The organism is Nocardioides zhouii (assembly GCF_004137345.1).
Classification (GTDB): Bacteria; Actinomycetota; Actinomycetes; order Propionibacteriales; family Nocardioidaceae; genus Nocardioides; species Nocardioides zhouii.
Window position 1 is genome coordinate 1 of record NZ_SDWV01000002.1, and the last position, 22,934, is coordinate 22,934.

At 71.3% G+C, this 22,934-nt stretch carries 22 protein-coding genes; 17 read left to right on the forward strand and 5 right to left on the reverse strand.

The features are described 5' to 3' along the window. Positions 1–5,951, reverse strand: a 5,951-nt coding sequence (locus EUA94_RS01785) for an ExeM/NucH family extracellular endonuclease (RefSeq protein ID WP_165356762.1), incomplete at its 3' end; no start/stop codon positions are given. Positions 5,952–6,141: 190 nt separating this feature from the next. Between EUA94_RS01785 and EUA94_RS01790 the strand changes: the two genes are divergently transcribed. Next, positions 6,142–7,347, forward strand: coding sequence for a peptidase C39 family protein (locus EUA94_RS01790; RefSeq protein WP_129424125.1), 1,206 nt, complete (start codon positions 6,142–6,144; stop codon positions 7,345–7,347). A gap of 3 nt (positions 7,348–7,350) precedes the next feature. Here the strand turns inward: EUA94_RS01790 and EUA94_RS01795 are convergent, their stop codons facing one another. Next, a complete protein-coding gene (locus EUA94_RS01795; RefSeq protein ID WP_129424127.1) occupies positions 7,351–8,868 on the reverse strand; it encodes a molybdopterin-dependent oxidoreductase in 1,518 nt (505 codons plus the stop codon). Between the two features lie 37 nt (positions 8,869–8,905). Between EUA94_RS01795 and ispF the strand changes: the two genes are divergently transcribed. From ispF to EUA94_RS01860, 13 genes are all read left to right on the forward strand, one after another. Then, a complete protein-coding gene (gene ispF / locus EUA94_RS01800) occupies positions 8,906–9,403 on the forward strand; it encodes a 2-C-methyl-D-erythritol 2,4-cyclodiphosphate synthase (protein WP_165356763.1) in 498 nt (165 codons plus the stop codon). 172 nt (positions 9,404–9,575) lie between these two features. Beyond that, positions 9,576–10,553: a thiamine pyrophosphate-dependent dehydrogenase E1 component subunit alpha gene (locus EUA94_RS01805; RefSeq protein WP_129424129.1), complete on the forward strand. Its 978-nt coding sequence runs from the start codon at positions 9,576–9,578 to the stop codon at positions 10,551–10,553. A 28-nt stretch (positions 10,554–10,581) separates the two neighbouring features. Continuing rightward, the gene (locus EUA94_RS01810; RefSeq protein WP_207210362.1) at positions 10,582–11,583 is read left to right on the forward strand and encodes an alpha-ketoacid dehydrogenase subunit beta; all 1,002 of its coding nucleotides are present in this window, start codon (positions 10,582–10,584) and stop codon (positions 11,581–11,583) included. Then, the gene (locus EUA94_RS01815; RefSeq protein WP_129424133.1) at positions 11,583–12,788 is read left to right on the forward strand and encodes a dihydrolipoamide acetyltransferase family protein; all 1,206 of its coding nucleotides are present in this window, start codon (positions 11,583–11,585) and stop codon (positions 12,786–12,788) included. The genes EUA94_RS01810 and EUA94_RS01815 overlap by 1 nt, the downstream gene beginning before the upstream one ends. A 122-nt stretch (positions 12,789–12,910) precedes the next feature. Continuing rightward, positions 12,911–13,897 carry a sugar-binding transcriptional regulator gene (locus EUA94_RS01820; RefSeq protein ID WP_207210363.1) on the forward strand — a complete coding sequence of 329 codons (987 nt, stop codon included), beginning with the start codon at positions 12,911–12,913 and terminating at the stop codon, positions 13,895–13,897. Beyond that, on the forward strand, positions 13,894–14,292 hold the full coding sequence (locus EUA94_RS01825; protein WP_165356765.1) for a transcriptional regulator GutM: 399 nt from the start codon (positions 13,894–13,896) through the stop codon (positions 14,290–14,292). Before EUA94_RS01820 ends, EUA94_RS01825 begins: the two co-directional genes overlap by 4 nt. A gap of 147 nt (positions 14,293–14,439) precedes the next feature. Beyond that, positions 14,440–15,069, forward strand: coding sequence for a PTS glucitol/sorbitol transporter subunit IIC (srlA, locus tag EUA94_RS01830; RefSeq protein ID WP_242494619.1), 630 nt, complete (start codon positions 14,440–14,442; stop codon positions 15,067–15,069). Then, on the forward strand, positions 15,066–15,653 hold the full coding sequence (locus EUA94_RS01835) for a PTS glucitol/sorbitol transporter subunit IIB (RefSeq protein ID WP_129424139.1): 588 nt from the start codon (positions 15,066–15,068) through the stop codon (positions 15,651–15,653). Before srlA ends, EUA94_RS01835 begins: the two co-directional genes overlap by 4 nt. 65 nt (positions 15,654–15,718) lie before the next feature. Further along, complete coding sequence (locus EUA94_RS01840) at positions 15,719–16,090, forward strand: PTS glucitol/sorbitol transporter subunit IIB (protein ID WP_129424141.1); 372 nt, start codon at positions 15,719–15,721, stop codon at positions 16,088–16,090. Beyond that, complete coding sequence (locus tag EUA94_RS01845; RefSeq protein WP_129424143.1) at positions 16,087–16,488, forward strand: PTS glucitol/sorbitol transporter subunit IIA; 402 nt, start codon at positions 16,087–16,089, stop codon at positions 16,486–16,488. Before EUA94_RS01840 ends, EUA94_RS01845 begins: the two co-directional genes overlap by 4 nt. 1 nt (position 16,489) lies before the next feature. Continuing rightward, positions 16,490–17,815, forward strand: a complete 1,326-nt coding sequence (locus tag EUA94_RS01850) for an NAD(P)H-dependent oxidoreductase (RefSeq protein ID WP_129424145.1) — start codon at positions 16,490–16,492, stop codon at positions 17,813–17,815. Between the two features lie 74 nt (positions 17,816–17,889). Then, on the forward strand, positions 17,890–18,678 hold the full coding sequence (locus tag EUA94_RS01855; protein WP_242494620.1) for an IspD/TarI family cytidylyltransferase: 789 nt from the start codon (positions 17,890–17,892) through the stop codon (positions 18,676–18,678). Positions 18,679–18,685: 7 nt separating this feature from the next. Next, positions 18,686–18,994, forward strand: coding sequence for a hypothetical protein (locus tag EUA94_RS01860; protein WP_129424147.1), 309 nt, complete (start codon positions 18,686–18,688; stop codon positions 18,992–18,994). On the opposite strand, the gene EUA94_RS01865 is transcribed toward EUA94_RS01860, so the two are convergent. From EUA94_RS01865 to EUA94_RS01875, 3 genes are all read right to left on the reverse strand, one after another. Next, on the reverse strand, positions 18,963–19,688 hold the full coding sequence (locus EUA94_RS01865) for a 2-C-methyl-D-erythritol 4-phosphate cytidylyltransferase (RefSeq protein WP_129424149.1): 726 nt from the start codon (positions 19,686–19,688) through the stop codon (positions 18,963–18,965). The genes EUA94_RS01860 and EUA94_RS01865 overlap by 32 nt on opposite strands. After that, positions 19,685–20,197: a hypothetical protein gene (locus EUA94_RS01870; RefSeq protein ID WP_129424151.1), complete on the reverse strand. Its 513-nt coding sequence runs from the start codon at positions 20,195–20,197 to the stop codon at positions 19,685–19,687. Before EUA94_RS01870 ends, EUA94_RS01865 begins: the two co-directional genes overlap by 4 nt. A gap of 86 nt (positions 20,198–20,283) precedes the next feature. Next, positions 20,284–20,769 (reverse strand): CarD family transcriptional regulator, encoded by a 486-nt coding sequence (locus EUA94_RS01875; RefSeq protein ID WP_129424153.1) that lies wholly within the window; start codon positions 20,767–20,769, stop codon positions 20,284–20,286. 154 nt (positions 20,770–20,923) lie between these two features. Between EUA94_RS01875 and EUA94_RS01880 the strand changes: the two genes are divergently transcribed. The 3 genes from EUA94_RS01880 to EUA94_RS01890 are packed head-to-tail and all read left to right on the forward strand — an operon-like array spanning position 20,924 to position 22,854. After that, positions 20,924–21,622, forward strand: coding sequence for a UbiA family prenyltransferase (locus tag EUA94_RS01880; protein WP_129424155.1), 699 nt, complete (start codon positions 20,924–20,926; stop codon positions 21,620–21,622). Positions 21,623–21,643: 21 nt separating this feature from the next. Continuing rightward, positions 21,644–22,114, forward strand: a complete 471-nt coding sequence (locus EUA94_RS01885) for a copper chaperone PCu(A)C (protein ID WP_129424157.1) — start codon at positions 21,644–21,646, stop codon at positions 22,112–22,114. Continuing rightward, on the forward strand, positions 22,111–22,854 hold the full coding sequence (locus EUA94_RS01890) for a phosphoglyceromutase (protein WP_129424159.1): 744 nt from the start codon (positions 22,111–22,113) through the stop codon (positions 22,852–22,854). Before EUA94_RS01885 ends, EUA94_RS01890 begins: the two co-directional genes overlap by 4 nt. Positions 22,855–22,934: the final 80 nt, after the last annotated feature.

Sequence of the window (22,934 nt, forward strand, 5' to 3'; positions counted from 1 at the left end):
ACCGCGAGCGCCTTCGCAGCGATCGTGATCGAGCCCTGCGTCACCGTGGTGTCGCCGAGCTTCGTCGCACCGTCGTACAGCTCCACCGTGCCGGTCGCAGCAGCCGGAGCCACCGTCACCGTCACCGAGCCCGCATCGCCCCACGTGATGTCAGCAGCCGTGCCCGACACCGTCGAGGACGCCTTCACGACCGTCACCGACACCGTCCCCTCGTCGGCGGCGTGGTTGCCGTCACCGAGGTACTTCAGCGTGAGCGAGTGCGTGCCCACCGCGAGCGCCTTCGCAGCGATCGTGATCGAGCCCTGCGTCACCGTGGTGTCGCCGAGCTTCGTCGCACCGTCGTAGAGCTCGACCGTGCCGGTCGCCTCCGACGGGTCGACCGTCACCGAGACCGAGCCCGCGTCGCCCCAGGTGATGTCGGCAGCCGTGCCCGACACCGCCGAGGTCGCCTTCACGACCGTCACCTGGACCGACCCCTGCGACGGCTTGGTGGCGTCGTCGCCGACGTACTTCAGGGTCAGGGTGTGGGCGCCGACCGGCAGCGCCTTTGCCGGTATGGCGATCGTCGTGGCGCCGCCCGTGAGGGTGCCTTCGCCGATCTTCGTCGCACCGTCGTAGAGCTCGACCTTGACGCCGTCGGTGCCGCCCGTCGTGGTGACGTCGACCGAGCCGGCCTCGCCCCACGTGATGTCGGCGGCCGTGCCCGACACCGTGGAGTCGGCGCGGGTGTCGGTCACCTGGATCGGGACGGTCGCGACCGTGCCAGTGGAGCCACCGGTGAGGGTGACCAGCTGCGTGCCCGACAGGCCGGAGGGCAGGACGAAGCTCACCGTGCCGGCACCCGGGATGTCGTACGGCGTCGCGGGGAGGTTGGTCGTCACGGCGAACGACCCGAGGTCACGCGCCCCGATCGAGATCGCCATCGCCGCGTCGGTCACATCGCCCTCGCCCGTCATCGACAGGGAGTTGACGTCGAAGGTGACGGTGTCGCCGGCCGCGTACGGACCGTTCGGGACGCGCGCGCCGACGGCGTGCTGCCGGTAGTCGACGGCCAGGGACGGGTGCGCCTCCAGGTAGTCGACCGTGGCCTGCAGGTCGGTGACGCCGGTGTCTCGCTTGTCCGTGCCCAGGGTCAGCGCACGGAAGTTGTCACCGCCGCTGGCGACGAAGCTGTTCGCGGCGACCGTGTAGGTCTCCCCCGCATCGACGGCGGTGCCGTCGAGCCACATGCCCGTGATCCGGCTGCCCTCGGCGCGCGAGGAGTCCTCGGTCCAGGTGAAGCCCTTCGACGTCCCCAGCCGCAGGAACGGACGCGACGGGACGTTGTTGTCGGGGTCGCGCTGCCACTGCTGCTCGAGCAGCAGCTTGAGCTGCGCACCCGTCAGCTCGGTGGTCACCAGGGTGTTGGCGAACGGCTGGACGTTGGCTGCCTCGCGGTAGGTCACCGGGCCGGGACCGTTGCCGGTGCCGATCAGGTCGTCACGCAGGCCACCGGGGTTCATCACGCCGATCTCGGCGCCGGTCGCCTCGCGCTGGATCTCCGCGACGAGGTTGCCCAGGGTGGACTCGCCCCCGCGGTTCTCCACAATGCCGCTCGGGTCGGTGCGGCGGGCCCGCTTGAACGGTCCCATGACCTCGCCGAGCTCGACGGCACCCTTGACCGCAGCGACGCTGACGGCTGCGTCGACGATGGCCTTGGTGTCGGCGTCGTCGTCGAAGTCCTTCATGGCGAGCACGTGCTGGCGGATGCCCACCAGGTCGGCCGTGTCGGGCGCGAAGTCGAACTGCAGCTGGTTGAGGTAGGAGCCGTACTGGCCGGCCGACACGACGGGGCGCTTGTACTGCTTGCCGTCGGAGAAGGTCTTGCCGGTCACCTCGACCTTGCAGTTGTACTTGAGGTGGGTGTGGCCGGACACGATGGCGTCGACGTCGTCGCTGGCGCCGTGGACGATCCGCCCGAAGGTGGAGTCCTCGTCGTCCTTGATCACGTCGCAGCTCGGGCTGGGCGCGCCCTCGTGGACGAGCTCGACGACCAGGTCGCAGGGCTCGCCGCCACAGCCGTCGGTCTTGAGGACCGTGGCTGCGTCGTTGACCTCGTCGACGATGCTCGTGATGGCGAGGCCGTCGAGGTTGCCCGGTGCGACGAGGGACTCGAGGTCCTCGGTGACCGCGCCGACGAACCCGACGCGGATGCCCGCGCCGTCGTTGAGGCCGTCGAACTGCTTCCACCACGTGGCGCCGTTGGAGTGGGCGAAGTTGCCGTCCTCACGGTCGGTCTCGAGCGCATACGCGTCGAGGTCGCCCGCCTCGCGGACGTTGGCAGCGATGTACGGCCAGGCGGTGCCGCCCTCGGCGTCGGTCGCGGACATGATGCGGTTCATCAGGTCGTCGTAGCCCTGGTCGAACTCGTGGTTGCCCGCAGCGGACACCTCGAGCCCGGCCTCGTTCATCGCGTCGATCGTCGGCTTGTCGTTCTGGATGAACGACTCGAACGTCGAGGCGCCGACGATGTCGCCGGCCATCGCGAACACGGTGTTGGGGTTGCCCGTCACCGGGTCACGCAGGCCCTTCACAGCCGTGGCCATCGCCGCGGCACCGGCCGAGGCGCTCGCCGGGTCGTCGAGGAGACGACCGTGGAAGTCGTTGGACGCCAGCACCTGGACGGTGTCGAGGTCCGCGACCGGCGGGTTCTTGGGCGCGTTGACGCCGATGATCTCCGGGTTGTGGTCGGAGGAGCGGAACGGGTTGACCGCGTAGAGGTCCGTGAAGTTGAAGTTGTGGCGGCTGTACTCGTAGAAGACCGGCTCGTTGGCGTTGATCGTCCACACGGTGCTGCCGGTGACCATGGCGAGAGCCGCGTCGTTGGCGAGCGCGTGGTCGAGCGAGCCCGAGAATCCGCCGAACGAGTACGACTTCTCACCGTTGTCGGACTCGAGCGTGTGCCAGCCGGTGTCGCGCAGTGCCTCGATCGGGTCCTCGTGGCTGTAGGCGTTGAGGTCACCGGTCAGGAACACGGCCGGGATGTCCAGGTCGGCGGCCAGGCCGTCGGCGAAGGCGTCGAGCGCCTTGGCCTGCCGGGTGCGGTCACCGTTGTAGGAGCCCGCGCCGTCGCCCTTGTCGACGTTGTCGCCGGTGGCACCGGCGGGGCTCTTGGACTTGAAGTGGTTGGCGATGACGATGAAACCGTCGTCGCGGTTGCCACCTACCCGCTTGAAGCCCTGGGCCAGCGGCTCACGGGCGTTGCGGAACGGGGCCGAGTTCACCAGCATCTGCGACCGGCCCACCGTCTCGACGGTGCGGGGGTTGTAGATGAAGGCCGGCCGGATCGCGTCCTGCTCGAGGATGGTCGCCTGGGCGGCCAGTCGCGGGCTGGCGACGTACGCCCAGCGGTCTCCGAGAGCGGGGTCCTCGCCCGGGTGGGCGGCGGCCCAGTGCGCGTTGAGCGCCGGGACCAGCTGCTGCAGCGCGGCGTCGCGGTCGTAGTCGCCGATCTTGATGGCGTTCTCGACCTCCTCGAGGCTGAGCACGTCGGCGTCGATCTTGTTGATCGACTCGAGCTCCTTGTCCTCCTGGCGCTTGAATGCGGCGGGGGTGGCAGCACCACGCGGTCCCGGGGAGTTCGCCGTGTCGGGCTCGGTCCGCCTGTCGGTCCACGAGCAGTTGCCGGCGGTGGTGAGGGCGCCGGCCCGGTCGGTGTTGTTGTCGGTGCACGTGCGCAGGGCGCCGGTGGCGTCGTCCGGCAGTGCGTCCCACGCCTGCGACGTGTGGACGAAGTAGTTGAGCATGTTGAACGTGGCGATCTTGAGGTTTCCGGTGCCCTTCAGCACGTCGGCGGGGGCCGCGGGGCGGTCCTGCTCGATCGAGACCTTGGACTCGCCGTCGTCGGTCACCTTGGACTGCGGCTGGAGCTTCCACAGGTTGTCGCGGTAGTCGAAGACGACGGGCTGCACGAAGGTCACAGCCGCGCCGACACGCACGGTGTGCGTCGCCGTGAGCCAAGGCATGGCGATCCCGCGGTTGGCCGAGGTCGTGTAGTCGGCGTTGTGGCCGTCGTCGAGCGTGACGCGGTGCGCCTCGTTCCACACGATCCGTGCGGCGTGCGCCGCGGGCTCGCGGGTCGGGTTCGCGACCTCGGTCGGAGCGATCAGCGGCTCGGTCGAGTTGGCGGCGAGGCCGATCTCGCCCTTCATCTTGAATCCCTCGGAGGGGCCCTGGTCCCACGGGCTGCCGTCGTAGGAGTCGGTGACCGTGTAGGGCGCGACGGGCAGGAAGAGCTCGCCCTCGTGCGCTTCACGGGCGGCCTCGAGGGTGGCACCCGTCAGGCAGTTGGTGCCCGGGAGGGCACAGTCGCTGCCGGGCAGCACCGTGCCGGCCTTGACGCCCTCGGCGAGGGTGGCCGCACGGACCGTCAGGTTGGCCGGGTTGGTCACGGTCAGCTCGGTCATGCCGCGGAACTCGCTGACCTTGGCGCTGGACAGCGTGACGTGCTGGCCGACCGTGGGGGTCGGGAAGGTGGCCGACGAACCGGTGAAGACGAAGATGCCGTCGGAGCTGCCGGGCGTGGCGTCGGCGGCCGGGTCGTAGCCCGCGGTCTGCAGGTAGAACCCGCTGAAGTTGTCCGCGCCGTTGGCGTAGGCCGCCGTCACGACACCGGACGTCGACACGTTGGCGTTGGCCAGCGTCGTGGCCGGGCCGGTGCCCTGGATCTCGGGGATCGTCTTGACCGGGATGGCTGGCTGGGCGTTCGGGCTCGGGGCGTACGACGCGAAGTCGGCCGAGTTGTCGCCGGAGTCCACGCCGCCGTTGGCACGCTGGATCGACAGGATCGGCCCGAGGTCGGTCGCGTCGGCGGCCGTGGTCTCGAAGGCACCCGCGGTGCCCCAGCCGACGAGGTCGCCGCGGAACTGGTCGACAGCCACGGCACCGGTGCCCGGGTCGATCGGGGTCGCCGACTTCGCGACGAAGAGCGTGCCGCCGGCCGCGGAGAGGTCGAGCGCCGCGGTGTACTCGGGGGTCGGGAGCGCGGCGCCGTTGCCGTCGGTGCCCGCGAGCTGGACCACGTCGAACGAGCTCGCGGCCATGCTGCCGCTGAGGGTCGCCACGACCGTGGCCGGTCCGGTGGCGCCCGGGGCGCGGTACTGCAGGGTGAGCCCGGTCATCGGAAGCGTCGAGCCGCTCGTGTTCTGGAGCTCGACGAAGTCGTGGTCGTAGGCCGATCCCGTCAGGCCGCCGTCGGTGTAGACCTCAGTCACCTTGAGGGCCGCCGGCGCGAAGCAGTCACAGTTCAGCGGAGTGCCCGGGGCGCTGGCCGCGAACTCGGCGCTGTTGTCGTCGGCGTCGGTCGCGGTGCGCTTCAGCGTCGTCGTGTTGCTGGGCGCCGGCGCCGGGGCGGTCGCCGCCGTGGCGGCGTTCTCGAACACGTTGGCGGTGCTGCCGTAGCCGACGAGGTCGACGATCTTCGGGTGGTTGACCACGCTGCCCGCACCGATGACCGCATTGGTCAGGAGGGTGGCCTCGTTGGAGAGGATGACCACACCGGCCGTGCCGGAGAGGTTCATGCTCCCGTTGCTGGCGTCGGGCGTGGGGATCGTGTTGGTGCACGCGGGCGTGCACGTGGAGGCCTGGCCACCGGCGAGGAGGGTGCCCCCGGCGGGGATCTTGCCGACGAGGTCGATCTTGGACGAGGCACCCGACGTGGAGGCGGCCGCTCGGTACTGGACGGACCAGCCGGTGACGTCCACGGCGGACGCCGAGGTGTTCGTGAGCTCGACGAAGTCCTGGTTGTACAGGTTCGTCGCTCCGTTTCCACCGAACACCTCGGTGATGACGACGCCCGAGCTGGCTGCCGCGGCCGGGGCGGTGAAGCCCAGGGCCAGCGGAGAGGCCACGAGGGCGAGGAGGGTCGTGAGGTGGAGCGCGGCGCGGGGGGCGCGGCGGGTGCGTGAGCGCAAGGCGAAGTTCCCTGAGATAGAGGGCCGCAGAGAACCCGATTGGCGGCCTCGCACAGGCTAGGTCGGCCCACCGACATGTGGTGCAAAACACCTGCCAATTTCGCGACGTCGGATTGGTGAACACTCGCCATCCCACCTCCGACTGCGTGACTCCTGGGACGGATGGGACTGGGCGGGCTATCGTCGGTCGGTGCCCCGACCCGTGATCCGAGCCCTCTCGCTGGCGCTGCCGCTCGTTGCCTCCCTCCTCGCGCCGATCGGCGCGGGCGCGGCCGGTGCCACCGATCCCCGGGCCACTGCCCAGGTGGGCGGCGCCTCCTGGAGCTCGTACGCCGACCTCAAGTCCGGCACCCGCAGCGGGCTCAAGTTCGGCCGCGGCCAGGTGTCACTGCTCGAGCCGAAGCCCCGCACGGTCGCCGGCCGTGCGTACGAAGTCGGCACGTGGACCTCACCGTGGTCGACCCCGGGCTTCGCCGCATCGGCCCTGATCCCCACGTGGGAGGCCACCACTCCCGGCAAGAGCCTGGTCCGGGTCGAGGTCCGCGCGATGGCCGCCGACGGCGCCACGGGCAGCTGGGACACGATGGCCGACTGGTCCCGCACCGGACGCCCGGTCCCGCGCACGACGTACAGCGGGCAGACCGACGACCTGGGACGCGTCAGCGTCGACACCTGGTACGCCGCGAGCACGATCACGTCGTGGCAGGTCCGCGTGACGCTGATGCGACCGCGCGGCTCGAGCCTGGCCGTCAGCCTCGAGCGCGTCGGCGCCGTCGCGTCCGCCGACGCGGCCGCCCCGCGGCCCACCTCGACGCCCGGTCCGGGCGTCGGCACGGTGCTGCCGGTACCGGCGTACTCCCAGATGGTGCACAGCGGTCACTACCCGCGGTGGGGCAGCGGCGGCGAGGCGTGGTGCTCGGCCACGTCGACCGCGATGGTGCTGGGCTACTACGGCATCTCCCCCACGCCGACCGGCATCGCGGCCGGGCACGTCGACGCGGTCGTGGACCACACGGCCAAGATGGTCTACGACCACGGCTACCGCGGCACCGGCAACTGGGCCTTCAACACCGCGTACGCCGCGACGCTGGTCGCCGGCGACTCGTACGTCACCCGGATGCGCGACCTGCGCGAGGCCGAGGACTACATCGCCGCCGGGGTCCCGCTCATCGTCTCCATCGCGTTCGGGCGCAACCAGCTGGTCGGCGCGCCGATCTCGGCGAGCAACGGCCACCTGCTCGTCGTCGTGGGCTTCGAGGCCGACGGCGACGTGGTAGTCAACGACCCGGCCGGCGCCACGAACGCGGAGGTCCGACGCGTGTACGACCGTGCGCAGTTCGAGCGGATCTGGATCGCGGCGTCCGGCGGGACGGCGTACGTCATCACCAACAGCTGAGAGTCAGCTCGCGCTGATCTCGATGGTGTGCAGCCCGGTCGACCCGTCCGGGTCGGGTCGGGCGATGGCGCTCGTCTGGGTCTCGCCGTCCTTGCCGATCGCGCGTACGCGCACCTCGTGGTCGCCCTCGGGGACGTCGAGGGTGACGGCCCACTGGACCCAGGTGTCCACCGACGGCACCTCGCCCAGGTCGGCGCGCTCCCACGGACCGCCGTCGACCTGCACCTCGACCGCCTCGATGCCGGTGTGCTGGCGCCAGGCGACGCCGCCGAAGGAGACCTCGCCGGCGGCGACACCGTCGCCGGAGCGCGGCACGTCGATGCGCGAGGCGATCTTGACCGGCCCCTCGGCCGACCAGCCCTTGTCCGTCCAGTAGCCCACTGCCGTGTCGAAGGTCGTGACCTCGTAGTCCACGACCCACTTCGTCGCGGAGACGTAGCCGTAGAGCCCCGGCACGACGGTGCGCACCGGGAAGCCGTGCTCGATCGGGAGCGGGCGACCGTTCATCGCCACGGCCAGCATCGCGTCCCGGTCGTCGGTCAGCGCGGCGAGCGGCGTCGCGCAGTACCAGCCGTCGTGGGAGGTCTGGAAGACGCAGTCGGCGTCCGCGCTGACCCCGAGGTCGGCGAGCAGGTCCGCGATGCGTACGCCGCTCCATCGCACGTTGCCGATCAGGCCGCCGCCCACCTCGTTGCTGACGCAGTTGAGCGTGATCCACGACTCGGTCATCTGTCGGGCGACGAGGTCTGCGTAGCTCAGCGTGACCTCGCGGTCGACGAGCCCGTGGATGCGCAGCGACCAGTCCTCGGGCGCGATGGTCGGCAGCGCGATGGCGGTGTCGATCCGGTAGAAGTCCTCGTTGGGCGTCTGCCACGGCGCGATGCCCTTCAGCCCGACGGACGTGGCGGGAGGGGGCTGACGCCGGGTGACGCCCGGGATGCGCAGCAGCCGGCGGCTCGACTCGACGTGGCGTCGACCGGCACCCACGAAGCGACCGGCGCCCGCGATGGCAACGGTCGACACCGCCACCGCACCGGCGACCATCAGGAAGACGCGGCGCTCGCGCGACTCCAGCTCAGGACGCTGGCGCCCGCGCCTCAGCGCGTCGACGAGGGCCGAGTGCACGGCGACCCAGGTGACCGCCCCGACACCGATCGGGAGGATGTCGGTGGCCCCCGAGCTCGGGAGCGACAGCACGGCCGCCAGGCCCAGCGCGGCGATCGCGGCCCACACGAGCATCGGCCGCCACCAGGCACCCCGCGCCAGCAGGCCGGCGCCGGCGAAGCAGCCGAGGAGGATGACGAGGATGCCCGTCACCAGGGCCGGCTTGTCGTAGTGGCCCAGCACGGAGATGGCCCGCTCCGCCGCCGCCCCGGGGGTGAGCTTGATGACCGACTCGGCCACCGCCACCACCGGGGACTCGCGGATGCTGAGCACGTTGGCGGTGGCGTAGCTGGTCGCCAGGCCCGCGAGTCCGGCGAGGACTCCGGCGAGCGCCCAGGGCGTACGTCGTGTGGTCACCCGATCATTGTCCCTCGCCCTCGGGCATGATGCCGACGTGAGGTCCTTACAGTCCGGAGACGTCCCCGAGAGCCGCATCGGCGTCGGCACCGACGTGCACCGGCTCGTGGTGGGCGTACCGATGCACCTCGCCGGCCTCTCCTGGCCGGACGAGCCTGCGGGGCTCGAGGGCCACTCGGACGCCGACGTCGCCGCGCACGCCGCCTGCGACGCCCTCTTCTCGGCGGCCGGGCTGGGCGACCTCGGGACGAACTTCGGCACGACGGAGCCCGAATGGGCGGGCGCCTCCGGGGTGACCCTCCTGACCGAGACGGCCCGGCGCGTGCGCGATGCCGGCTGGGAGATCGGCAACGTCGCGGTGCAGGTGATCGGCAACGTCCCGCGCCTGGGTCCGCGTCGCGACGAGGCGACTCGCGTCCTCTCCGACGCCCTGGAGGCGCCCGTCAGCCTCTCCGCCACCACCACGGACGGGCTCGGCCTCACCGGCCGCGGCGAGGGCGTCGCCGCCATCGCCACCGCGCTCCTCACCCGCTAGGTCCACCCAGGGATCCGGTCGCGGCGCACCCGTGCGTCCGTGCGACCCCACGACCCGTCCGTCCGGACGTCGTCGCATCTCGTCGACCCTGCCTCTTGCGCACCGTGACGCAGGTCACCTACTCTCTGGTCATACGTGACGAGCATACGCACATATGTGCATAGGAGATGCGATGAGCACCAGCCCCGGCACCGACCACGACACGGCGCGACACGCGCTGCTGACCATGTGGACCATCCGCCGCTTCGAGGAGGCCGTCGACGACCTCTTCGCGCGGGGCCTCATGCACGGCACCATGCACCTGTCCATCGGCCAGGAGGCGTCGGCCACCGGCGCCTGCCTGGCGCTGCGCACCGACGACGCGATCACGTCCACCCACCGCGGCCACGGTCACTGCATCGCCAAGGGTGCCGACCTCACGCGGATGATGGCCGAGCTGCTCGCCAAGGAGACCGGCTACTGCCGCGGACGCGGCGGCTCGATGCACATCGCCGACACCGCGACGGGCAACCTCGGCGCCAACGGCATCGTCGCGGGCGGCATCCCCATCGCCGCGGGCGCGGCGCTGGCGTACCAGATGCGCGGCGAGGACCGCGTCGTCGCCTGCTTCTTCGGCGACGGCGCCGCCAACGAGGGCGCCTTCCACGAGGCGGTCAACCTCGCCGCGATCTGGAAGCTGCCGGTCGTCTTCATCTGCGAGAACAACAAGTACGGCATGTCGTTCTCCACCGAGAAGTCGATGGCCATCGAGAACATCTCCGAGCGCGCCGCCGGCTACGGCATCCCGGGCGTCACCGTCGACGGCAACGACCTGGACGCGGTGTACGACGCGGTCAGCACGGCGGTCGCACGCGCCCGCGCCGGCGACGGCCCGACGCTCGTCGAGAACCTCACCTACCGGTGGAAGGGCCACAGCAAGTCCGACAAGAACCTCTACCGCACCAAGGAGGAGATCGCGGACTGGCGCAGCAGGGACCCGATCCTGCGCTTCGAGGCGCAGATCAAGGAGGCCGGCGTCCTCACGGACGAGGAGGTCCAGGCCGTCCGCACCCAGGCGATGGAGCAGATGCGCGACGCCGTACGCCAGGCGAACGCTGCCCCTGATGCCGATCCGTCCGACCTCCTCGACGCGGTCTTCGCGCGAGCCTGACCGCGACTTCGAACAGGGAGCACACACCGTGACCACAGCAGGGACCGACCGCGTCATCACCTACTCCGAGGCCGTGCGCGAGGCCATCGGCCAAGCCATGGAGGCGGACGACCGCGTCTTCATGCTCGGCGAGGACATCGGGGTGTACGGCGGCGCCTTCGGCGTCAGCGGTGACCTCTACCACCGCTTCGGCGGCGACCGGATCCGTGACACCCCGATCTCCGAGCTCGGCATCGTGGGTGCGGCCGTCGGCGCCGCCCTCGCCGGGATGCGACCGATCGTGGAGATCCAGTTCTCCGACTTCACCAACCAGGCGATGGACCAGATCGTCAACCAGGCCGCCAAGATCCACTACATGCTCGGCGGCGCGATGTCGGTGCCGATGGTGCTCCGCGCCCCCCTCGGCTCGGGCACCGGCGCAGCCGCCCAGCACTCGCAGAGCCTCGAGGCCTGGTTCGCCCACGTGCCCGGGCTCAAGGTCGTGATGCCGGCGACCGCGGCCGACGCCAAGGGGCTCCTGCTCTCCGCCATCGACGACCCCAACCCGGTCATCGTGCTCGAGCACAAGCTGCTCTACCGCACGTCCGGTCCCGTCCCCGAGGAGGCCGTCCGCGTCCCCCTCGGCAAGAGCGCCATACGTCGGCGGGGCGAGCACCTCACGGTGGTCGCCACCGGCGTGATGGTTTCGCGCTCGCTCGAGGCCGCCGAGATCCTGGCGCAGGACGGCATCGACATCTCGGTGATCGACCCCCGCACCCTGACGCCGCTCGACGACGCCCCGATCCACGAGGACGTCTCCCGCACTGGTCGCGCCCTGCTCGTGCAGGAGGCCCCCGGCCACGTCGGCTTCACGGCCGAGCTGTCGGCCCGGATCGCCGAGTCGCCGACGATCTACCGCCTGCTCGCACCCGTACGCCGGCTGAGCGGGCTCGACGCCCCGATCCCCTACGCCCCCCAGCTCGAGCGCGCGTCCGTGCCGCAGGTGGAGGACATCGTCGAAGCAGCCACGAAGCTGATGAAGGAGTCCTGATGGCACGGCTCGCGATCCGGATGCCCAAGATGTCGATGACCATGACCGAGGGCGAGGTCTCGGAGTGGATGGTCCGCGTCGGTGACGAGGTCGCCGAGGGCGACGTCGTCTGCGAGGTGATGACCGACAAGGTCGACATGGAGGTCGAGAGCACGGTCACCGGCGTCCTCGTCGAGATCGTCGTCGAGTCCGGCATGGCCACGGTCGGCGAGCCCATCGGCTGGGTCGAGGGCGAGGACACCGGAGGTGGCTTCGGCGACCTGCTGAGCGAGCCCGACCCCGAGCCCGACGCGGTCGCAGAGCCGGAGCCGTCGGTCGCGGCAGCGCCCGCAGCGCCCGAAGCCGAGCCCGCGCCCGCGCCGGTCGTAGCGGTCGGACCGGTCGCCGCCGTCCCCCGGGCCCGCGGCCTGGCGCGCGAGCGCGGTGTCGACCTCGCCTCCGTCACGGGCACCGGCCCCGACGGACTGGTGCGGGTCGAGGACGTCGAGGCCGCGAGCCGGCCTGCGCCCGCCCCAGCCGCGCCGGCTCCCGCAGCCCCCGCAGCGGCCGTCGCCGTACCTGCTGCGCCGCGGCAGGACCGCGCCGCCAAGGTCCGCGCCGCGGTCGCCCGCAAGATGACCGAGAGTGCGGCCGTGCCGCAGTTCACCGTGTGGCGCGACGTCGTGCTCGACGGGGCCGACGAGACCCGCAACGGCGTCTCCTGGACCACCGTCCTGCTGCAGGCGTACGCCGCCGCGATGCGCGAAGTGCCCGAGCTCCTCAACCGCTGGGACGCAGCCGGCTCGGCAGCGGTCCCCAGCGGCCCGCCGTCGGTCGCACTCGCGGTCGCGACGCCCGGCGGCCTGATGGTGCCGGTGTTCACCGAGCCCGACGCCCGCGACCCGCACGAGCTCGACGCCGAGCTGAAGTCGGTCGTCGCGGCCGCCCACGCCGGGCGGCTCGACCCGTCCTACCTCGGCCTCGCCAACGGCTCGCTGTCCAACCTCGGCGGGCTGGGCGTGGACCGGTTCCAGGCCCTCGTCACGCCGCCCCAGGCGAGCGTGCTCGCGCTCGGAGCGATCGCCCCGAGGCCGGTCGCGGTGCCCGGGGGCGTCGGCCTGGCGCTGTCGGTCACGGCCGGGCTCACGGTCGACCACCGGGTCGGCGACGGCGCCCACGCGGCCGCCCTGCTGCAGGCGTTCGTCGTACGGCTGAGCGGTTCCTGATCGCCATGACTGCCACGTTGGTCCAGACCCCTCCCGCCATCCGGGTCCCGACCCTTGACGTGATGCACATCACATGCTCTGATATGCGAGCAAATGTGAGCACGCTACGCACAGAGGTGACAATGCCCAACCCCCGCGACCCGTCGATGCTGCTGGCGGCCGCCCGGCTGTACTACCAGCAGGGTCGGTCGCAGGCAGAGGTCGCGACCGCGCTCGGCACCAGCCGCAGCAACGTCTCGCGGATGCTCACCGAGGCGCTGCGCCAGTCGATCGTCGAGATCCGGATCAACGACCCGGAGGGTCGGGTCAACGAGCTCGAGGACGAGCTGCGTACGACCTTCGGCCTCCGCGAGGTGCGGGTGGCGCACACCCGCAACATCCCCGGGCTCCGGGTCGAGGACGCCGTCGGGTCGCAGGCGGCCCGCCTCCTGCTCGACGAGCTCAGGGACTCGATGACCGTCGCGCTGTCCTGGGGCCACGCCCTGCAGGCGATGGTCTACGCGACCACGGCGGAGCACGAGTTCCACCGGCTCACCCTGGTCCAGCTCGTGGGCGGCCTGTCCTCCATCAGCAACGAGATCAGCGGCCAGGAGCTGGTCCGCGAGCTCGCCCTCCGCCTCGGCGCCGAGTACCGCTTCCTCCACGCCCCCGCCACGCTGGAGAGCGTCACCTCCCGCGATGCCCTGCTCGCCGAGTCCTCGATCGGCGCCGCGCTCGACGACGCCAACAGGGCCGACATGGCGTTCATCGGGATCGGCACGCCGACCCACGGCTCGTCGGCCGCCATCCTCGACTCGCTCAACCTCGACCGGGCTGAGGCCGACGCGTTCTGGGCCCAGGAGCCCGCGGGCGACGTCGCCGCGCGCTACTACACCGCGCAGGGCACGCCGCTGCACGGCGTGGTCGAGGACCGGGTCCTCGGGGTCAGCCTCGCTGGCCTCCTCGAGATCCCCAACGTCGTCGGCGTGGCCTCGGGCCGCGCCAAGACGCCCGGCGTCCTCGGAGCGCTCCGCGGCCGCATCATCGACTCCCTCGTCTGTGACGAGGCGCTCGCCCGCAGCGTGCTCAGCGCTGCGGGATCCGGCACTACCGAAGGGACGCGCCCGTGAGCCCCGGATTCGTCATCATCGCCGCGCTCGTGGCCGGCTGGCTGGTGCAGATCTACTTCACCTACCGCCAGTCCAAGGCCTTCAACGACGCCGTACGCCCCCTGCGATCCTCAGGCACGGTCAGCGTCGGGGTCGGCGGCAACCGCTACAAGGGACGACGCTCCTTCGTCGCCATCTCGGTCGACGACGGGGGTGTCGTGCGCGACGCACTCACCCTCAGCGGACTCACCACGTTCGCGAGGGCGCGCGCCCTGCCTGGACTGCTCGACGTCAAGGTCTCCGTGCTGCGCGGCGACCGCGACCTCCCCCACGTCTCGCCGTCGCAGCGGGTGGCCGCCCGCCAGGCGGCCGAGCTGTACGGCGCAGCACGCACGACGGTTCGGGCCACCGTGTGACCAGCACCAACCGCTGACCGGCCCCGGGGTGGAGCCCGGGACCAGTCAGCGGGTCAGACGCCGAGCGGACCGCTTCCGCCGGTGAGAACGATGCCGGGCAAGCATCACGACCAGGCTCGACAGAGAGCCGACTCGACAGGAGCAATCATGCCATTCACCTCCATGCTGGCCGCGGGGATCCCCCTGGCCGCCGACACCCCCACGGTGGACCCGCCGACCGGCGTCTTCGGCGCCCTCGCCGACGCTGCCGACTGGTTCATCGGGCTCTTCCAGGCCGGCGGAGACGTCTTCCTCGGCCTTGTCACAGGCATCATCCCGACGCTGATCGTCCTGCTCACCTTCGTCAACGCGCTCATCCGGTTGATCGGGCCCGAGAGGATCGACAAGCTGGGCGAGGTGGCCGCACGCCCGGGGCTGCAGTACTACCCCGTGCGCTACCTCGTGCTGCCACTCCTGGCCGTCTTCTTCCTCACCAACCCGATGGCCTACACGATGGGCCGGTTCCTCCCCGAGAAGTACAAGCCCGCCTTCTACGACTCGGCCGTGAGTTTCGTGCACCCGATCACCGGCATCTTCCCGCACGCCAACCCCGGTGAGCTGTTCGTCTACCTCGGCATCGCGGCCGGCATCACCACGCTGGGCCTCAACACCAGCGACCTGGCCGTGCGCTACCTGCTGGTCGGCCTGGTCGTGATCCTGATCCGCGGCATCCTCACCGAGATCATCACCACGCGCATGCTCGCCCGCCGCGCCAGCCAGGCGGAGGTGTCGGCATGAGCACCACGACCAAGACCCCGTCCGGACGTGGCGGCATGGACGGCATCAACAAGGTGCTCGTCACCATCGGCACCAAGGTGGGCGGCGTCGTCGGCGTCCTCTACCAGGCCGGACGCGACACCATCGAGACCGTCATCCGCAACATCCTGCCCTTCATGGCCTTCATCGCGGTCCTGATCGGCATCATCACCGAGACCGGCCTGGGCGACGCCCTGGCCCACCTCATCGAGCCGCTCGCCAGCAACCTCGTCGGGCTGCTCGCGATCAGCGTCTTCTGTGCCCTCCCGGTGCTGTCGCCGGTGCTCGGCCCCGGCGCGGTCATCGCGCAGGTGGTCGGCGTGCTGCTCGGCACCCGGATCGGCGAGGGCGACATCCCGCCCCAGTACGCCCTCCCGGCGCTGTTCGCGATCGACCCGCAGGTCGGCTGCGACTTCATCCCCGTCGGTCTCGCTCTGGGCGAGGCCGAGCCGGAGACCGTCGAGGTCGGCGTCCCGGCCGTCCTCATCTCGCGACTGATCACCGGGCCCGTGTCCGTCGTGATCGCATACTTCGCGAGCTTCGGCCTGTACACCAGCAGCAACTGAGTCAACGCTGGACCGGTCGGTGCACCACCGGCCGGTCCAGCCCCTCCCACCCATCAGGAGAAGTCATGAGCGAGTACAAGTCAGTCGTCGTCACCAAGGGCCGTGGCGGCTGGGGCGGTCCCCTGACCATCACCCCCACCGACGAGCGCCCTCTGGTGGCTTCCATCACCGGCGGGGGCATCCACCCGGTGGCCCAGCGCATCGCCGACCTCACCGGCGGTGAGGTCGTCGACGGCTTCAGGTCGTCGGCCCCCTTCGACAAGCTCGCCGTCGCGGTCATCGACTGCGGCGGCACCGCCCGCGTCGGCGTCTATCCCATGAAGAAGGTCATGACCGTCGACGTGCACGCGACGAGCCCCGCCGGCCCCCTGGCGCAGTTCATCACCGAGCAGCTGTTCGTGTCGGGCGTGAAGCCCGAGGACGTGACGGAGACGTGAGCACGGCCCCGACCACCGTCTACGAGTCCACGGTGACAGCGGTCGGAGCCCAGGTCACCGCGTTCCTCGAGCACGGCATCCTCATCTTCTTCGCGGACGAGGCGCCCCCGGAGCTGCACGACATCTCCGTGCTGCACCGGGCCACGGTGGCCGACGACGGCCCCCGTCCCGGCGACACCGTCCACCTCGGCGCAGCCACCCTCGAGGTGCTGGCCGTCGGCGAGGTCGTGCGGGACAACCTCCTCAACCTGGGCCACCTCGACCTCAAGGCGGACGGGCTCACCGAGGCCAAGCTCCCCGGCGACGTGTGCGTGCCCAAGGGCGAGATCGCGCTCCTCGCGGTCGGCGACTCCTTCCGCATCACCCGCCCCGCCTCCACCGACACCGGACAGGACTGACATGAGCTACCGAGACAGGCTGCAGGAGCGGCTGGACACGACGGGACGACCCCTGCGGGTCGGCCTCGTCGGCGCCGGCCAGATGGGCCGCGGCTTCGCCGCCCAGCTGCTCCGGATGCCGGGCATCACGCTGTCCGCCGTGCTGGACGTCCAGCACGAGCGCGCCGTGGAGGCGCTGACCCAGGCCGGCATCGACCCGTCCGAGGCCGACGACACCGCCACCGCTGTCCAGGTGATCGAGGACGGCGGGAGCATCGCGCTGACCAGCGTGGACCGGCTCGCCGGCCTGCCGCTCGACGTGGTCGTCGAGGCGACGGGAGTGCCCGACGTGGCGGTCGCGGTCGCCGTACAGGCGCTGGCCGCCGGGATCAGCGTCGCCACGCTCACCGTCGAGGCGGACGTCACCGTCGGCCGCTACCTCAAGCAGCTGGCCGAGCAGTCGGACGCGATCTACTCCGTGTGCCGCGGCGACGAGCCGGTGGAGACGAAGATCCTCGTCGACTACGCGCGCGACCTGAACTTCGAGGTGATCTGCGCGGGGAAGGGCAAGAACAACCCGCTCGACCCCTATGCCACGCCCGAGTCGCTCGCCGAGCGGGCGGCGCAGAAGCAGATGAACCCCAAGATGCTCACCAGCTTCGTGGACGGTTCGAAGGCGATGATCGAGATGGCCTCCCTGGCCAACACGACGGGCCTCGGCGTGAGCCGGCGCGGCATGTTCGGTCCGCCGTCCACCGTCGGGACGCTGCACGAGACCTTCGCGCTCGTGAAGGACGGCGGCATCATCGAGGAGGCCGGCGTCGTCGACTACTGCACCGGCCCGGTGGCGCCCGGCGTCTTCGTGGTCATCCGCACCGACGACCCCTACGTCCACCACGAGATGACGTACCTCCAGATGGGCGACGGGCCCTACTTCGCGCTCTACCGGCCCTACCACCTGGCCAGCATCGAGGCACCGCTCACGGTGTACGAGATGGTGCTCGACAAGCGCCCCAGCCTGACCTCGGACCACTGGACCGCCGAGGTCGGCGCCCAGGCCAAGCGGGCGTTGAAGGCCGGCGAGCGGATCGACGGCATCGGCGGGATGATGGTCCGCGGGCTCATCGACAAGGCCGAGGACTTCGCCGCGGAGGGCCTCGTGCCGCTGGGCGTGCTCGCCGGCGCGACGCTGAAGCACGACGTACCGGTCGACCACACGCTGACCTACGACGACGTCGACCTCGACGAGTCGGCCCTCATCGTGCGGATGCGCCGGATCCAGGAGTCGATGTCCTCCGGCGGCGAGGTCCCCGACCTCGCCACGCTGAGCGCGATGATCGCGGGCTGACGCGCTCGACCCGAGCCGACGACGGCAGGACGGGGCGGACGTGAGGACGGCACGACGGGCGCTAGGCTCGCTCGGTGTCGCTCCCCCCGTCCGCCCGTGCTGCGGTCGTGATGCTCGCAGCCGGCGAGGGGCGCCGCAGTGGCCACCACACCAACAAGGTCCTCCTCCCGCTCGCCGGTCGCCGTGTCTTCACGTGGTCGATCGAGTCGGCCCGCCGGCTGGTGGCCGTGACCCGCACCGTGCTCGTCATCCGCGAGGAGGACCGCGATGCCGTGATGTCGACGATCGACCGTGAGATCGGACCGCCCGACGTCACCGTCGTCGTGGGCGGCGACAGCCGGCACAGCTCGGAGTGGCAGGCCCTCCAGGCGCTGGCCCCGGCGATCGAGGCCGGCGAGCTCGACGTCGTGGTCATCCACGACGCGGCACGGCCGCTGGCCGTCACCGCGATGTTCGCCTCGGTGATCGACGCGGCGCTCGAGCACGGCGGCGCGATCCCCGTACGCGACCAGGGCCACCTCGCCGCGCTCGGCGAGGGCGTCCAGCCGCCCGAGCGCGTGGTCGCCGTACAGACTCCTCAGGCGTTCCGCGCGGCTCCCCTCCTCGAGGCCTACCGCCAGGCCGAGGCCGACGGCTTTGTCGGCACCGACACGGCCAGTTGCATGGAGCGCTACACCGACGTCCCGGTCTTGTGCGTCGACGGCGACGCGGGCAACATCAAGATCACGTTCCCCGAGGACCTGTTCCTGGCCGAGCGGCTCCTCGCCAAGGCCGACTGGGACCTCTCCGGACGCCCACGCCAGCGACGGGAGTCTGCGATGTCTCACCTGCGGGACCTCCTGCCCCACGGCGAGCGGCAGTGAGAACCCGATGAGCCACGAGGAGGCGGAGCTGCACTGCGAGGTCTGCGGCCAGCTGACCGACCACGAGCTCCACTACGCCGGACGGCTGCTCGACTCCGTGCGCTGCACCCGCTGCGGCACCCACGTCGAGCTGTCGGCACGCGCGCTCATCCCGGCGTACGCCCTCGACCTCGAGCAGCGGCTGCTCAGCAAGCCGCGGCGGATGCTGCGCCGGATCGCGCGCGACCCCGGGGGCTACCTGCGGCAGCTCCCGCGCGCCGTGCTGCGCCAGCCGAGGAAGTTCCTCAGCGAGTTCCGGGGCCTGCTGCGTCGTTGAGCGCGCCGGCGGGACGATCGGCGGGCTCGCGGCGCACGCTCCGTGACAGCTCGTCGACGCACTCGAGCAGGTTGACCGACGAGGCGTCGTCGACCCGGCGAGCCAGCGACGGCGCTCGGACGAGCTCGACCTCCCCGCGCGTACGCAGCCAGGCGGCGAGCCGGCCGAAGTCGTCGATCGGCGGAGGGACGTCCTGGGTCAGCGCCGACGCGAGCACCCCGGACGCCACGACCGCGGGTGACACCAGCGCGGCCAGGCCCTCGCGGTCGATCGTGCCCTGGATGCGCGAGTCCACCACGGTCTTCACCGTGTCGGTCACGGGTCGGTAGGCGAGCACCGAGCGCTCGGGGTGCGCTGCCGCCTGGCGGCGGACCTCGCGGATGAACTCGCTGGACGCCAGCGGGCAGAGCGCGTCGTGCACGAGCAGTCCGGCGGCCACATCACGGGTGCGCAGGGCCTCCCACCAGTCGTCGCCGGCGCGTACGTCGGCCGCCATGCCGCTGCGTCGTACGTCGGTCACGACGCGTTCCAGGTCGGCCTCATCCACGACCACGAGCAGGTCGTCCTGGCCCGCTGCCGCCAGCGCCCTGAGGGCGTGCAGGTAGAGGGGGACCTTGTGCAGCGCGGCGAAGGGCAGCCCACCGCGCCCGGCCAGGGCCAGCACCGCAGGCAGCGGGCCTTGCGGGCCGGTCATGCCGGCTCGGGCATCGTGAGGAGCTCGAGAGCTGCCACGTCCGCGGCCGACGACACGCGAGCCGCGGCCGCCGGGGCGACCAGCCGCTCGACGGCGTACGCGACCTCCAGCCGGCCGACGAGCTCGGCGAGGTCCGTGGAGGGCAGGTCGGGGAGCGCGGCGACCACCGTTGCCGGCAGCACGACCGGGGACAGGACCGTCCCGGCCTCGTCGACGCCGGCAACGACCGTCCCGGTCTCCACCGAACGGGCGACACACGCGGCGATGAAGGCTGCGGGCGTCATCGGGCAGAGGGAGTCGTGCACCACGAAGGGCTCACCACTGTCGATGAGGCCCTCCCACGTCGTGCCGAGGTCGACGGCGGTGACGCGAGCGTCACCGAGGGCCCAGGCAGCACACGCCACGAGCGACTCACCGTGGACGAGCTCGAAGGGCAACGCGCCGCGGCCCTCGTCCACGATCATGCCGAAGGCGGGCGTTGCGTCGTCGTCGTCGTACTCAGTGGTCATCGCGGGCCACGCTATCCGTAGACGCCGACGACTCCCGGCGCAGGACGTGTGCCGGGAGTCGTCGGGTGTTCAGGTGGGGCGGTGGATCAGGAGGCGAGGACCTCGTCGAGGGTGGCCTCGGCCTTGTCCTCGTTGGTCTTCTCGGCCAGGGCCAGCTCGGAGACGAGGATCTGGCGCGCCTTGGCCAGCATCCGCTTCTCGCCGGCCGACAGCCCACGGTCACGCTCGCGGCGCCACAGATCGCGGACGACCTCCGACACCTTCATCACGTCGCCGGAGTGCAGCTTCTCGAGGTTCGCCTTGTAGCGGCGCGACCAGTTGGTCGGCTCCTCGACGTGGGCGGCCCGCAGCACGTCGAAGACGCGGTCGAGACCCTCCTTGTCGACGACGTCGCGGACGCCGACGAGATCGAGGTTGCAGGCCGGTACGCGAACGACCAGGTCCTGCTGGGCGACAATCCGGAGGACGAGATACTCGCGGTCCTCTCCCTTGATCGTCCGCGTCTCGATGTCCTCGATGACTGCGGCCCCGTGATTGGGATAGACGACCGTTTCGCCAACGGTGAAAGTCATATGTTCAGTTCCCTTTCCTAGGTGACCATTCTAACACGGGTTCGGATCACCTCCCGCCGCGTTTGTGCAGGTCAGAGGCCACATCCGGGCTTGACAGATCGCCAGTTCCTGTGGTCGCGGCCCCTCGCCACGCGCGCTGGGACATACTTCCGCCATGCCCACGCCCACCGCAGTGCTGCTGCTGCGCGCGGCCCACCCGCGCCAGGCCGTCGCCACGGCCGTCGCGCTCGCCACGGCGGCCGCCGTCGCCGGCCGCCCACTGCGCGAGGTGGCCCTCGCCGCCGCCACGGTCCTCGTGGGCCAGGGCATCATCGGCTGGGCCGACGACCTCGCCGACCGACGTCGCGACGAGCGGCGTCGCCCCGACAAGCCGCTCGTCGGCGCGCGGCTCGACCCCGGCACGGTGTGGTTCGCGCTCACCTGCGCGGTCCTCCTCGTCGTACCCCTCTCCGTCTCGCACGGACGCCGCGCGGGAGCGGCCTACCTCGCCGTGCTGATCATCTCGGCGGTCGGCGACCGCTTCCTCCACGCGCGGGTGGTGTCGTTCCTCCCGTGGGTGGCGAGCTTCGCGCTCTACCCCGCCTTCCTGGCGTACGGCGGCTGGAACGGCGTCGGCGCGACCACCGCGCCCACCGTGGCGATGACCGCACTCGTGGGCGCGCTCGGCCTCGGGGTCCACCTCCTGCTCGCGCTCCCCGGCCTCGTCGACGACCACGAGGAGGGCGAACAGTCCCTCCCGATGGTGCTCGCGCTGCGCACCGGCACCCCTCGCCTGCTGCTGCTCGCGAGCGTCTTCACCGGCGTGGTCGCGGTCGCGATCCTCATCGCAGGACGCACCGTCGGGCTGACCTGAGCCGACGCTAGGCTGTGGGCCATGCAGCATCGTCTCCTCGTGACCGCCGCCGCGGTCGTCGCGCTCGCCGCTCCGCTGTCCTCCTGCGGCTTCGACTACGCCACCGACCGCGTCTACAACGTGACCAGCGCGTCCGAGAACCGCGAGGGCGAGGTCGACGTGCTCTCCGCCGTCGTGGTCTCGGCCGCCGCGGGGTCGGGGACCTTCATCGCGTCGCTGTCCAACAACGTGCCGGACAAGGAGCAGACCTTCACCGCCGTGGCGGGCGAGGACGCGACCGTGACCGCCGCTGAGTTCGAGCCGATCGCCATCAGTCCGGGCGGGCTCGTCAACCTCGCCGAGCCGGCCGCCGGCATCGTGCTGACCGGCGAGTTCGAGGCCGGTGACGTCGTGCCGCTCACGGTCGACTTCGGCAACGGCGAGCGCGTCTCGCTCAACGTCCCGGTCGTCGCCGACGACACCGGCTACTGGGAAGGCATGGACGCATCGTGACGTACACCCTGGTCCTGCTCCGCCACGGCGAGAGCGACTGGAACGCCAAGAACCTCTTCACGGGCTGGGTCGACGTCGCGCTCACCGAGAAGGGCCGCGGCGAGGCCGTCCGCGGCGGCGAGCTGATGCGCGAGTCCGGCGTGCTGCCCGACGTCGTACACACCTCGCTGCAGCGCCGCGCGATCAACACCGCCGCGCTCTCCCTCGACGCCGCCGACCGCCACTGGATCCCCGTGAAGAGGTCGTGGCGGCTCAACGAGCGCCACTACGGCGCGCTCCAGGGCAAGGACAAGAAGCAGACGCTCGCGGAGTACGGCGAGGAGCAGTTCATGCTCTGGCGCCGCTCCTTCGACACGCCCCCGCCGCCGCTCGACGACTCCGACGAGTGGTCGCAGGCCGGCGACCCGCGCTACGCCGACCTCGGCGACGAGCTGCCCCGCACCGAGTGCCTCAAGGACGTCATCGCGCGCTTCCTGCCCTACTGGGAGGCCGAGATCGTGCCCGACCTGCAGAGTGGGAAGACCGTCCTGGTCGCGGCGCACGGCAACAGCCTCCGCGCCCTCGTCAAGCACCTCGACGGCATCAGCGACGAGGACATCGCCGGGCTCAACATCCCCACCGGCATGCCGCTCGTCTACCGCCTCGACGCGTCGATGCAGCCGACCGTCGCCGGCGGCGAGTACCTCGACCCCGAGGCCGCCGCGGCCGCTGCCGCAGCCGTCGCGAACCAGGGTCGCTGAGCAGCCGCTGACCTCCCGCTGACCTCCCGCTGACCTCCCGCTGACCTCCGCTGAGCGGTGGTCCACCCACATTTCGGCAC

Bases quoted from the DNA above. Each gene is read 5' to 3' on its own strand.
- EUA94_RS01805 (WP_129424129.1), top strand. From the start codon at position 9,576: ATGAGCACCAGCCCCGGCACCGACCACGACACGGCGCGACACGCGCTG.
- EUA94_RS01815 (WP_129424133.1), top strand. From the start codon at position 11,583: ATGGCACGGCTCGCGATCCGGATGCCCAAGATGTCGATGACCATGACC.
- EUA94_RS01820 (WP_207210363.1), top strand. From the start codon at position 12,911: ATGCCCAACCCCCGCGACCCGTCGATGCTGCTGGCGGCCGCCCGGCTG.
- srlA (WP_242494619.1), top strand. From the start codon at position 14,440: ATGCCATTCACCTCCATGCTGGCCGCGGGGATCCCCCTGGCCGCCGAC.
- EUA94_RS01835 (WP_129424139.1), top strand. From the start codon at position 15,066: ATGAGCACCACGACCAAGACCCCGTCCGGACGTGGCGGCATGGACGGC.
- EUA94_RS01840 (WP_129424141.1), top strand. From the start codon at position 15,719: ATGAGCGAGTACAAGTCAGTCGTCGTCACCAAGGGCCGTGGCGGCTGG.
- EUA94_RS01850 (WP_129424145.1), top strand. From the start codon at position 16,490: ATGAGCTACCGAGACAGGCTGCAGGAGCGGCTGGACACGACGGGACGA.
- EUA94_RS01860 (WP_129424147.1), top strand. From the start codon at position 18,686: ATGAGCCACGAGGAGGCGGAGCTGCACTGCGAGGTCTGCGGCCAGCTG.
- EUA94_RS01865 (WP_129424149.1), bottom strand. From the start codon at position 19,688: ATGACCGGCCCGCAAGGCCCGCTGCCTGCGGTGCTGGCCCTGGCCGGG.
- EUA94_RS01870 (WP_129424151.1), bottom strand. From the start codon at position 20,197: ATGACCACTGAGTACGACGACGACGACGCAACGCCCGCCTTCGGCATG.
- EUA94_RS01875 (WP_129424153.1), bottom strand. From the start codon at position 20,769: ATGACTTTCACCGTTGGCGAAACGGTCGTCTATCCCAATCACGGGGCC.
- EUA94_RS01880 (WP_129424155.1), top strand. From the start codon at position 20,924: ATGCCCACGCCCACCGCAGTGCTGCTGCTGCGCGCGGCCCACCCGCGC.
- EUA94_RS01885 (WP_129424157.1), top strand. From the start codon at position 21,644: ATGCAGCATCGTCTCCTCGTGACCGCCGCCGCGGTCGTCGCGCTCGCC.